The organism is Stenotrophomonas maltophilia, from assembly GCF_047497515.2.
Classification (GTDB): domain Bacteria; phylum Pseudomonadota; class Gammaproteobacteria; order Xanthomonadales; family Xanthomonadaceae; genus Stenotrophomonas.
The window spans coordinates 1-11,965 of record NZ_JAXAXL020000024.1; the positions used below are offsets into that span (position 1 = coordinate 1).

Below are 11,965 nucleotides of genomic sequence, written 5' to 3' on the forward strand. Positions count from 1 at the left end.
TGGTGATCCTCAACGCCCGCAAACGGGAAGCGGAGGCCCAGATGGCCTCCGCCTGACAAGACAGTTGCTACAGAAAACAAGGTCAGGCAGATCACAGAAATCTGTCGAAGGCGGGGTGGATCCGCTTGCGGGGGTGTCCGCGGCATGGATGCCGCGGCCAAGCCCCCAAGGGTGAGGGCGCTTTGCTTGCGAAGCACTGCTTCGCAAGCGCCCGAACGCACAGCCGCCAGCGGCTGGGCCGGACCCCGGAGGGGGGTACGGCGTCCCCCGCAACCGGACCCACCCCGCCAACCCCAGGAACGCAGCTTTTGCCTCGGCTGTTGCTGTTGCTGGTGCTGTTGCCGGCCAGCGGCCGGCACTACCCGGGTGCCGGGTGCAACCCGGCCGATACCTTCCCGGTGCTACGCTGTGGCCACCGACAACCACGGAGGCGGGATGGGGGCGATCGTGTTGTTGCCGCTGTGCGTGGACGATGCTGCGCTCGACCGTTGTCTGGCCGCGCTGGATGCGGGCACTGCACCGGGCACGGCGGTCTGGTTGGCCGATGATGCACAGACCGGTCCGCGTGCGCAGGCCATCGTTGAACACTGGCTGGCAAATACGCCACTGCAAGCCGAATACACCCGGCGTGCGCGGCCGCTGGGTGAAGTGGCCCATCTGGATGAGATGCTGCGCGCCTGTGATGGCCTGGATGTGGCCGTGCTGGCGCCGGACAGCATGCCGGCGCCGGGCTGGTTGCAGCAGCTGCAGGATGCCTTTGCCCGCGATGCGTCGATCGCCACCGCCACGCCCTGGTGCAATGCCGGCGAAACCGCCGCCTGGCCGCGCCTGGGCGAGATCAATCCCGAGCCCGACGATCCAGCGCTGCTGGCCCATACCTGCGCCACGCTGCCGACGCTGCACCCGGAACTGCCATCGGCGGTCACCCATGCGGTGCTGGTGCGGAGCAACGCGCGCCGCCGTGTCGGCGGCCTGGACGTGGACAGCTACGCGGGATGGAATGCGGCACTGGTCGACCTCAGCCTGCGCATGGCCGGGCTGGGGTGGCGCAATGTGCTGTGCGAAACCGCGTTTGTCGGCCGCGCCGGAGAGGCGGTCAGCCGCGATGGCGATCTCGAAGCCCTGGCCGCGCGGTGGCCAGGCTGGGTGCCGAGGCTGGCGGACTTCCTGATGCACGATCCGCTGCACGGGTTGCGCGCCGATCTGCAACAGCGCATGCGGCAGGCGATAATGCCGCGCGAGCAGGGCGACCTGTTCGTCCCATCCGCGCCGGAGCCCTCCGTTTGAATGCTGCCATTGCCGCCATCGTCGTCACCTACCAGAGTGGCAGTACCATCGATGCCTGCCTCTCGCGCCTGCGCCAGGCGCAGGACGTGGAAGAGATCCGGGTGATCGACAATGGTTCGCTGGATGGCACCCTGGATATCGTGCAACGGCATGCCAGCCACGATCCGCGCGTGCGTTTTGTCGGCAATCCCGACAATCCCGGCTTTGCCGCCGCCAACAACCAGGGCGTGGCCGACTCGCTCAGCCCGTGGCTGGCCTTCATCAACCCGGACCTGATGGTCGAGCCGGAAACGCTCGCCGAACTGCGCGGCCGTGCCGAAGCAGTGGGCGATTGCCTGCTGGGCGTCGAGCAGGTGGACGAGCATGGCCACGCCGACGAGGCGGTACGCCGCCGCGACCCGGATTTCCTGTTGATGCTGCGTTCGCCCGGCAAGGGTTCCAGGCTGGCGGTTGCGCGCGATCCGCAGCAGTCGCTGCAACCGGTGCCGGCGTTGTCAGGTGCGCTGCTGATGATGCCGCGTGCGCTGTTTGACCGCATCGGTGGCTGGGACGCCGGCTATCGCCTGCATGCCGAAGACCTCGACCTGTGCCGGCGCGCGCGCGAGGCCGGCGCGGTGGTCGCCATCGCCAACGACCTGCAGGTTCTGCACGTGCGCGGTGTTTCCAGCCGTTCGCGGCCGTTCTTCGTTGAATGGCACAAGCACAAGGGCCTGTGGCGCTACTTCCAGAAATTCGAGGCGAGGCAGCGCTCGCTGCCGATACGCGCTGCGGTGTGGAGTGCGATCTGGCTGCATGCACTGATGCTGGTGCCGCGCCTGCTGCGGCGGTCGCTGTAGAGCCGAGCCTGCGCTCGGCTGCAAGGGTGGCTCATCCACGCATGGCGTGGATCTACGGTAGAGCCGATCGGCTGCATGGACACGGGATGCGGGCGCAGGCACCCGGGTTCACGCCGCCGGGCGCATAATCTGCCCCATGCCTATCATCCAGTCCCTGCTCGACACCGACCTGTACAAGTTCACCATGATGCAGGCGGTGCTGCACCAGCATCCCGGCGCCCAGGTGCAGTATCGGTTCAAGTGCCGCACGCCCGGCATCGAGCTTGCCCGCTACATCGACCAGATCGATGAAGAGATCGACCATCTGTGCAGCCTGCGCTTCAGTGACGCGGAACTGGACTACATGCGCAGCCTGCGCTTCGTGAAGCCGGACTTCGCCGATTTCCTCGGCCTGTTCCATCTTGACCGCAAGTACATCCGGCTGCGGGCTTCGAAAACCGTGCCCGGCGAGATCGAGCTGGACATCACCGGTCCGTGGCTGCACACCATCCTGTTCGAAGTGCCGCTGCTGGCGATCATCAACGAGGTCTGGTTCCGCAACACCACCACGGCCGACTTCGTCGAGGGCGAGCGTCGCCTGCAGGCCAAGGCGGCGTTGCTGCGCGATACCCCTGGCTTCGAACAGTGCCGCATCGCCGACTACGGCAGCCGCCGCCGCTACTCGCGTGACTGGCACGCGCGCCTGCTGCCGCTGCTGCGCGATGCACTCGGCCCGCAGCTGGTCGGTACCAGCAACGTGCACTTCGCCCGCCTGTACGGCATGACCCCGCACGGCACGATGGCGCACGAGTACCTGCAGGCATTCCAGGCGCTGGGCCCGCGCCTGCGTGACTCGCAGGTGGCGGCATTGGAGTCGTGGGCGCGCGAGTATCGTGGCGATCTGGGCATCGCGCTGTCCGACGTGGTCGGCCTTGACGCCTTCCTGCGCGACTTCGACATGTACTTCTGCAAGCTGTTCGACGGCGTTCGGCATGACTCGGGCGATCCGTTCGACTGGGGCGATCGCATGCTGGCGCATTTCCAGCAGCGCCGCGTTGATGCACGCAGCAAGGTGCTGGTGTTCAGCGATGGGCTCGACATCGCCAAGGTGATGCGCCTGTACGACTATTTCCGCGGCCGCTGCCAGGTGGCTTTCGGGGTCGGTACCCACCTGACCAACGACCTTGGCCCGACGCCGCTGAACATCGTCATCAAGATGGTCCGCTGCAACGGCCAGCCGGTCGCCAAGCTGAGCGATTCGCCTGGCAAGAGCATGTGCGACGACCCCGGCTACCTGGCCTACCTGCGCCAGGTCTTCGAATTGCCCCCCGAAGAGAAAACTGCCGTCACAAAGTGACGCTCTGCGTCACAACTGTGATGGAATGCTTACTGCGTCGGTTTGTGATGCAGGTCACATTTATATAGCCGAACTTCACAGAATCGCTTACGATCCAGCGACAGGATGTTTAGCAGGCCTTGAGGGAGTTCTGCGGTGAAGGTTCTTTCTGTTTTCGGTACCCGTCCTGAGGCGATCAAGATGGGGCCGTTGGTCAAGGCGCTGGATGAAGCGCCGGATATCGAATCGATCGTGTGCACCACCGGCCAGCATCGGGCGATGCTGGATCAGGTGATGTCGCTGTTTGCGATCACCGCCGATCACGACCTCGATGTGATGGTCCCCAACCAGACCCTCAACGGCCTGTGCGCCAAGCTGTTCGAGCGGCTGGACGCGCTCTACACGCAGGTGCGCCCGGATCGTGTACTGGTGCATGGCGATACCACCACGGCGATGACTGCAGCGGTGGCCGCGTTCCACCATCGCATCCCGATCGGCCATGTCGAAGCGGGCCTGCGCACCGGCGACATCCACCGGCCGTGGCCGGAGGAAATGAACCGGCGGGTGATCGATGTGGTGGCCGACTACCTGTTCGCGCCCACGCCGAGCTCGCGCAGCAACCTGGCCCGTGAACACCTGGGCGGGAAAATCGTGGTCACCGGCAACACCGTCATCGACGCGCTGAAGCAGACCGTGCAGCAGCTCGATCGCGATCCTGCCCTGCGCGCCAAGGCTGACGCGCCGTTCCAGATGCTCGACCCGGGTCGTCGCCTGCTGCTGGTCACCGGCCACCGTCGCGAGAGTTTTGGCCAGGGCTTCCTGGACATCTGCCGCGCGCTGGCCGAGCTGGCCCAGCGCGACGACCTGCAGGTGCTCTACCCGGTGCACCTCAACCCCAATGTGCAGGGCCCGGTCAACGCCGAACTCGGCCACCTGCACAACGTGCACCTGGTACCGCCACAGGACTACCTCAGTTTCGTGCGCCTGATGCAGCGCGCCGACGTGATCCTCACCGATTCGGGTGGCGTGCAGGAAGAAGCGCCGGCATTGGCCAAGCCGGTGCTGGTGATGCGCGATGTGACCGAGCGTCCGGAAGCGGTTGAAGCCGGCGTCGTGAAGCTGGTGGGTACCACGCCGGCCCGCATCGTCGAGTCGGTCAACGCCGCACTCGCACAGCCGTCGCACCCAACCCGTTTTGATCCCGATGCCAGCCCCTACGGCGACGGGCGTGCCAGTGCGCGCATCGTCGCCGCACTGCGCGGCCAGCCGTTGCCCGAGTTCAACCCCGGCCACCGCAGCGCCGGCCTCGCCTCCACTCCTCTGCATGAAGTGACGCCATGACCCAGACCGGCCGACGTACCTTCCTCCTGGTATCCACTGCACTGGCCCTGGCCAGCGGCGCCGCCACCACCAGCGCCGCCGACACGGCGGCCGGGCAGTTCGTCGAATGGACCGGTGACAGCACCGTGACCCGGCAGATGACGCTGCGCCAGCTGGGCTTCCGCCAGCCACTGGTGCTCAGTGGGCAGGAGAGCCAGCGCGAGATCTACCTGCCGGTGCCGGTGGGCGTGCCCACCCGCGACGCGCAGTTGCAGCTGGATGGTCGTTACGTGCGCGGCCATACCGGTCGTACCTCGGGGCTGTGGTCGGTCGATGGTGACCCGATTGCCGCGCGCTCGATCACCGATGCACAGGGCGATGCCAGCCAGCTGCTGGCGATCGACGGCGAACCCCGCGACAACGGCTTTGTCCGCGTCGGCGTGGGCTGGTGGTCGATCGTTTCCGATTACCGCTGCGCCGACCAGAGCGCACCGGCCAATGTTCTCCGCCTGTCACCCGATTCGCGCTTCAGCTACCGCTTCGATGGCCGTGCGGTGGATACGGTGGCCAAGGCCTGGGGCGCGCTGCCGCCGCGGGTGCGCCTGCTGGTTGATGGCAAGTCGTTGCAGGCCGCGTCGTACGACGCGGCGTGGCGCATCGGTGCCGCGCTGCAGACCGGCGGCAAGCAGGTGGACGTGGTTGCGTTGCCCAAGGTTGGCGACAGCGTCGACCTGACCGGTATCAGCATCCCGGCCAGCCTGATGGCCGTGCCGGCCTACGCGGCGCTGGCCGGTGGCGAGCGCGCGCACGCAATCAAGGATCTGGCCGAAGTCGGTGCACTGCTGTCGCTGCGTGACAGCGGTCCGCTGGCGGCCGACGTGATGATCGGCAGCGACGCACTGCGCAACGGCGTGCGCGCAGCGCTGGATGCGCTGGCCGCGCAGGTCGGCGCCACTGGCGCCGATGCCGCCAGCGCGTTCAGCGCGTGGCGTGCGGCCGACATGGGGGCGCTGGAAAAGCCGGCCGCCAACGCGTCGGTGAGCGTGGCCGCGGTTGCCGGCCGTCCGGCCCTGGTGGTCGATCCGGCGGCCGGTGGCAAGGTTGCCGGATTGCTGTCCGAACAGTGGCGCGCCTACGCCCTGGGCCGTTCGCTGAAGGTCGATCAGGCCGGTGCCCCGCCGATGCAGGGTGACCTGGTGCTGCTCAGCCGCCTCGGCAACATTGCCGGTACCCAGGACATCGTCACCCGCGGCGACCGCACCGCCACCTTCGAACTGGGCGCGTTGTCGGCCGATGGCCGCCTGCCCGAGGAAGTGGTGATCGACGTCTCTGCCGCACCCAATGCGGGCGGGCAGGGCGCGGTGGCCACGATCTTCTTCAACGATTACCTGCTCGGTGCCAGGGTGCTGTCGGCCAATGGCAAGCCGCAACGCCTGGTGGCCAAGGTGCCGGCCTACGCGCTGTCGGCACGCAACGAAGTCCGCGTCAGTTTCCTGCGCCAACCCGCGCGCCCGTACTGCCATGACCCGGCCACCGCGTTCCCGGTGTCGATCCTGCCCAGCAGCCACATCAAGCTGGCCAAGCGCACCCTCGGTGCCGACTTCATCGGTGCCGCCAGCCTGCTGTCGCGTTCCAATGAAGTGTTCGTGCCGGGCACCTGGCTGCAGGATGCGCCGGCGTCGCTGGCCAAGGTGATCGCCATCGCCAGCGCTGTCGGTGCGTCGCCGGAGGCGGCCGAACTGAAGGTGGTCGATGCCGGTGCGGCGATCAGCCCGGGCAAGCCCTACCTGGCCTTCGGCGTGGCGCCGTCGGGCGTCAGCCTGGCCGGGTTGAAGGACGGCCACCTGGTGATCGCCGGCAAGCCGCAGGCGCTGCTGGACCTGACCGGCGTTGAAAATGCCGCGGCCGTGCAGGTGGCCTCGGCCGGCGGCCAGACCGGGGTGCTGTACAGCGATCTCGGCACCCGCGGGCCGGCGCTGGGCGCTCCGTTCCGCCTGCTGCGCGGTGACCTCGCGGTGATCGACGGCAGCGACGTCGTACGCGATTTCGACAGCCAGGACCCCTATGGTTCACGCATCGCCGAAGAAGGCAATCCGCAGTCGGGCTGGGAAAAGCACATGGTGTGGCTGCTGATCGCCGTCGGCGTGGTGGTGTTCGCCCTACTGGCTGCCCGCGTCACCCAGGTCCGCCGCCGCCGCAAGTCCGCCAGCACCGGGCACTGATCCGTCGTGGACGGTCTGTTCTGGAACATCCAGCTGGCCAACTACTACGCCGCCCTGGAAACAGTGGCGGCGGCAGTCGCCGTGCTGATCCTGATCTCCAGCCTCGATGACCTGTTCATCGACGTCTGGTACTGGGTCCGCGAAACCTGGCGCACGCTGACGGTCAAGAAGCGCCGCGAGTACAAGCCGCTGACCCAGCAGGACCTGCTGCAGCGGCCGGAGCAACCGCTGGCGATCATGGTGCCGGCGTGGATGGAATACGACGTCATCGCGCAGATGGTCGAGAACATGATCAACGTGCTCGACTACCGCGAGTACGTGGTGTTCGTCGGCACCTATCCCAACGACCAGGCGACCATCGATGAAGTCGAGCGCATGCGACGCCGCTACAAGCGCCTGCGCCGGGTCGAAGTGCCACATGACGGCCCGACCAGCAAGGCCGACTGCCTGAACTGGCTGATCCTGTCGATCTTCGACTACGAGAAGCGCCACGACATCGAGTTCGCGGGCGTCATCCTGCATGACAGCGAAGACGTGCTGCACCCGATGGAGCTGCGCTTCTTCAACTACCTGCTGCCACGCAAGGACATGATCCAGCTGCCGGTGACCTCGCTGGACCGCGAGTGGTACGAGCTGGTGGCCGGCGTGTACATGGATGAGTTCGCCGAATGGCACGCCAAGGATCTGGTGGTGCGCGAAAGCGTGTCCGGCATGGTGCCCTCGGCCGGCGTCGGCACCTGCTTCTCGCGGCGCGCACTGCTGGCGCTGAGCGAGCAGACCGACAACCAGCCGTTCAACACCGACAGCCTCACCGAAGATTACGACGTGGGCGCGCGCCTGGCCGCCATGGGCATGCACTCGATCTTCGCCCGCTTCCCGGTGCACTTCCTGGTTCGCCGGCCGTCGTGGTTCGGCTGGGGGCCGGTGCGCGAGCGTACCCAGCAGATGGCGTTGTGCGTGCGCGAATATTTCCCCGACAACTTCCGCGCATCGTACCGGCAGAAGGCACGCTGGGTGCTGGGCATCGGCCTGCAGAGCTGGGAAACGCTGGGCTGGCGCGGGTCGCTGGCCACCAAGTACCTGCTGGCACGCGACCGCAAGGGCATCATCACCTCGTTCGTCAGCATCATCGCCTACGCCATCTTCCTGCAGCTGCTGCTGTTCTGGCTGCTGAAGGTGACCGGCGTGTGGACCCTGCAGTACCCCAGCGTGTTCCAGGCTGGCACGTGGCAGATGAACATCGCGCTGCTGACCACCGCTGCGCTGGCCACCCGCGTGGTGCAGCGGTTCTACTTCGTCAACCGGCTGTACGGCTGGGAACACGCGTTGATGTCGATCCCGCGCATGGTGGTCGGCAACATGGTCAACTTCATGGCCACCGCGCGCGCGTGGAAGATGTTCCTGGCCTACCTGCTGTTCGGCAAGCGCATGGTCTGGGACAAGACCATGCACGACTTCCCCGATGCGTCGGCGCTGGTGCAGACCCGCAAGCGGCTCGGCGAACTGCTGACCACATGGCAGGCGGTAGAGCCGGAGCGGCTGGAAGAGGCCTTGCAGCAACAGCAAGGGGGCCGCAAGCAGCCGCTTGGCCGCATCCTGCTGTCGCAGGGCTGGCTGGATGATGAGACCCTGGCCGAGGCCATCGCCTTCCAGGGCGACCTGCAGCGCGCGGTGATCGATGTCGACTACCTGACCCAGGGCGAATTCCCGGTCAGCGTCGATGCCTGCGTGCAGTGGCGCATGCTGCCGTTGCCGCCGCTGCGCGACGACACCCTGCGCCTGGCCGTGGCCAATCCGCTGTCCGAGGCCGCGCTGGCCCTGCTCAAGCAGGAAACCGGCAGCGCGCACGTCGAACAGAGCGTGGCCCGCGAAAGCGAGATCAACGCCGGCCTGCGCATGATCGGCGGTGCCGAGCAATGGCGCATCGACACCGTGCCGCTGCTGGGCGACCTGCTGGTGGAAATGCAGCTGATCGACCACGCGCGCTTCGAGATCGCGCTGGACGAGTACAAGCCGCAACGCGATGGCCGCATCGGTGATTACCTGGTGACCAAGGGCATCGCGACCGAAGAGGCCGTCGCCCAGGCCATGGAAGAGCAGCGCCGTCGTGCAGCGTTGCTGCAGTCACCGCCTCCCGGAGTCGTAACGGCATGAAGACCACGCTGCTGTCCACCGTCATTGCCGTCGCCCTGGCTGCCACCGCGCCGGTCTACGCGCAGTCGGATGCCCCCTTGCCGCTGTCCGGCCCGGCGTACCGGCTGGCCGAGCAGGCCTTTGCGTCCTACGAACGCGGTGACTACAGCGCCGCCTACCGCCAGGCCAGCGAAGCCTCGCGGCTGCGCCCGGACGTGGTGCGCCTGCGCCTGCTGCAGATCTATGCGCTGCAGAAGCTGGGGCGCGGCGAAGAAGCACGGCAGCAGGCGCGCAATGCCTTGAACGCTGGCCTGCAGGACCCGGCGCTGGCGGGGCTGGCCAGCGCAGCGCCCAGCGGCAGCAGCGCGACTGGCGCCGGCCGCCGCGCCGCGCCGGCCGCACGCCAGACCCCGGCCGAACGCGCCTACCAGCAGGCGTTCGCGCTCGCCACCGAGGCCTACACCGCTTACAACGACGACAAGATGGCCGTGGCTGCCAGCAAGGCCGAGCAGGCCTTCCGCCAGCAGCCGCAGCAGGGCGCGTGGGCAATACTGTGGGTGGCATCGCTGGAAGCGCAGCAGCAGCTGGAACAGGCCGATGCGGCGGCGGCCACCGCGTTGCAGCTGGGTGCCCCGAACGTGGCCGACCTGCGCGCCAAGCGCGTGGCGCTCGGCCGCCAGCGCGCGGTGAAGCCGGCGCAGGAGGGTTACCAGGCACTGATCGCCCAGGACTTCGGCGCCGCCACCGGTTTCGCCCGCGAGGCAGTGGCACGTGCGCCCGGCGTGGCGTCGCACCGCTTGCTGCTGATGACCGCGCAGCTGCTCGACGGGCAGCTGGCCGCAGCCGAACAGACCGCCAACGATGCGCTGGACAACGACCAGGACGACACGGTCGCGCTGGTCATGCGCGCCTACCTGCGCCAGCGCCAGGGCGAGACCGCGCAGGCCAACGCCGACTTCGACGCCGCGCTGAAGCAGGACTGGCTGGATGGCCAGCAGCAGCGCAATGTGCGCCTGCTGGCCGTGGACGCCGCGGTAGCGGCCGGTGACCGCGAGCGCGCCACCGCGCTGCTGGCGCCGCTGCAGGCCGATACGCTGGCCGACGAGGACGAGAAAACCCAGCAGGGCATCCGCCAGGCCGTGGCCGAGCGTGCCAAGGCGATCCGCGCGGCGCGCGCCGGCCAGACCCTCACCCTGCAGTCCTACCCGGCGCCGTTCCAGCAGTGCCGCGACACACCGTACGGCACCCAGTGCGAACTGATGCCGGCCGACCTGCAGGGCGATGGCGGTGCCTCGCAGCGCGCCTATGCCGCCTACGGCCGGCAGGACTACCAGCAGGCCATCGTCGAAGCACGCCAGGCCGTGCAGGAAGCCCCGGACAGCGTGCCGCTGCAGGGCCTGCTGACCACCACCCTGGCCGCCGGCAACCGCAGCCAGCAGGCCGAGGCGCGGCAGCGTCTGGATACCGCACTGGCCTCACACCCCGACGATGCCGGATTGCTGATGCAGCGCGGCTACCTCAACCAGGCGGCCCGCGAGCCTGCACAGGCCCTGGCCGACTTCCGAGCCGCCGAGGCCACCGGCAAGGCGCCCAAGACCGTGGTGATGGACCAGGCCTACGCCAGCGCCGCCACCGGCGACCATCGCCAAGCGGTGACCCTGCTGCGCGGTGCGATCGATGCCGCCGATGCTGGCCAGCTGCCGCTGGACAAGGCGCAGCGCTACAACACGCGCAGCGCCATCGCCAATTACTCGCGCACCTGGGGCGTGACCGCTGCAGCCGGCTATCGCGGATCGCGCCAGGCGGCCACCAACCTGGGCGGTGCGTCGATCAGCACGCCGGGCGCCTCGGTGTTCAGCACGCTGGAAGCGTTCTGGCGGCCGCAGGCAACCAACAACCAGCACGGCACGCTGGAAGCCTACGCACGCATCGCCAACACGCTGTACGACGCGGGCGGCACGTTTGAATCGCTGCTGTTCACCGACCCCTGCACCGGGGTGGAAACGCCGGACAACCGCGAGCGCGCTGAACGCCTCAGCCGTTCGCGCTCGATTGCCGGCTGGCCGTCCACCATCGGATCGTTCGGCGTGCGCTATGCGTTCGGCCAGACCGGCCTCAGCGTTGGCCTGGAACGCCGCCAGTTCCTCGGCAGTGCGACCCGCCGGGGCGGCATCTACGCCGACTCGGCCGCGGTGCGCTGCCAGATCCAGCTTGAATCCGAACGCCCGCTGCAGGCCAACCTGCTGGCCCGTTATCGCCTCAATGACAGCGCCGGTGGCTGGATGACCTATGCCACCTACGGCTTCTACCAGGGCACGGGCATGCGTACCGACGTCAACCAGTGGTGGACGGTCAGTGGCTACGCCCAGGCCGGCCTGAGCTGGGATGACAACCGTGCGCACTTCACCATCGACGCGCTCGATGCCAGCGGCAACCCCGGCCAGCGCGTGAGCGAATCCAATGGCCGCCTGCGCCGCCAGCAGGCCTTTGCCGCTGCCGAACTGCGCGCCGGCCGCAACTACCGTTTCGGTGCCGACCAGACCCGCTGGGTGGTGACCCCGTACCTGGTGCTGGGTGCCGACTGGCAGGACCAGCGCTCGCGGGTGCGCGGCATCGACTACCCCGGCATCGGGCCGCAGTCGTTCGCGTTGTCCGACACCCAGCGCAGCTGGTCGCTCGGCGCCGGTCCCGGCGTCGGCGCGCGCTACTGGTTCCGCGAGGACCACTACAACGCGGCGCGCTCCTACCTCGACCTGTCGGTGTCCTACCGCTTCGCCATTGGCGGTGGTGATACCCAGCGGGCCAAGGGCCTGTTCGCTACCGCCACCCTGTATTACTGACGCCGCAAGAAG

The 11,965-nt window shown here is 68.0% G+C and carries 7 protein-coding genes; all 7 read left to right on the forward strand.

Going from position 1 to position 11,965, the window contains the following annotated elements:
* The first annotated feature begins 435 nt into the window (after window positions 1-435).
* The 7 genes from ACMZPQ_RS21265 to ACMZPQ_RS21295 all read left to right on the forward strand — a co-directional run bounded on the left by ACMZPQ_RS21265 (window position 436) and on the right by ACMZPQ_RS21295 (window position 11,953).
* Window positions 436-1,287 (forward strand): glycosyltransferase, encoded by an 852-nt coding sequence (locus tag ACMZPQ_RS21265; protein WP_197584341.1) that lies wholly within the window; start codon window positions 436-438, stop codon window positions 1,285-1,287.
* On the forward strand, window positions 1,284-2,123 hold the full coding sequence (locus tag ACMZPQ_RS21270) for a glycosyltransferase (protein ID WP_197584344.1): 840 nt from the start codon (window positions 1,284-1,286) through the stop codon (window positions 2,121-2,123). Before ACMZPQ_RS21265 ends, ACMZPQ_RS21270 begins: the two co-directional genes overlap by 4 nt.
* Before the next feature lie 136 nt (window positions 2,124-2,259).
* On the forward strand, window positions 2,260-3,459 hold the full coding sequence (gene pncB, locus ACMZPQ_RS21275) for a nicotinate phosphoribosyltransferase (protein ID WP_197584346.1): 1,200 nt from the start codon (window positions 2,260-2,262) through the stop codon (window positions 3,457-3,459).
* 135 nt (window positions 3,460-3,594) lie between these two features.
* Complete coding sequence (wecB, locus tag ACMZPQ_RS21280; RefSeq protein WP_312647398.1) at window positions 3,595-4,779, forward strand: non-hydrolyzing UDP-N-acetylglucosamine 2-epimerase; 1,185 nt, start codon at window positions 3,595-3,597, stop codon at window positions 4,777-4,779.
* On the forward strand, window positions 4,776-6,980 hold the full coding sequence (locus ACMZPQ_RS21285; protein WP_197582273.1) for a hypothetical protein: 2,205 nt from the start codon (window positions 4,776-4,778) through the stop codon (window positions 6,978-6,980). The genes wecB and ACMZPQ_RS21285 overlap by 4 nt, the downstream gene beginning before the upstream one ends.
* Window positions 6,981-6,986: 6 nt before the next feature.
* A complete protein-coding gene (locus tag ACMZPQ_RS21290) occupies window positions 6,987-9,134 on the forward strand; it encodes a glycosyl transferase family protein (RefSeq protein ID WP_197582274.1) in 2,148 nt (715 codons plus the stop codon).
* Complete coding sequence (locus ACMZPQ_RS21295) at window positions 9,131-11,953, forward strand: NfrA family protein (RefSeq protein ID WP_197582275.1); 2,823 nt, start codon at window positions 9,131-9,133, stop codon at window positions 11,951-11,953. Before ACMZPQ_RS21290 ends, ACMZPQ_RS21295 begins: the two co-directional genes overlap by 4 nt.
* Window positions 11,954-11,965: the final 12 nt, after the last annotated feature.

Excerpts from the sequence above, each read along its gene's own strand:
- ACMZPQ_RS21285 (WP_197582273.1), top strand. The coding sequence starts at position 4,776 with ATGACCCAGACCGGCCGACGTACCTTCCTCCTGGTATCCACTGCACTG.
- ACMZPQ_RS21265 (WP_197584341.1), top strand. The coding sequence starts at position 436 with ATGGGGGCGATCGTGTTGTTGCCGCTGTGCGTGGACGATGCTGCGCTC.
- ACMZPQ_RS21295 (WP_197582275.1), top strand. The coding sequence starts at position 9,131 with ATGAAGACCACGCTGCTGTCCACCGTCATTGCCGTCGCCCTGGCTGCC.
- pncB (WP_197584346.1), top strand. The coding sequence starts at position 2,260 with ATGCCTATCATCCAGTCCCTGCTCGACACCGACCTGTACAAGTTCACC.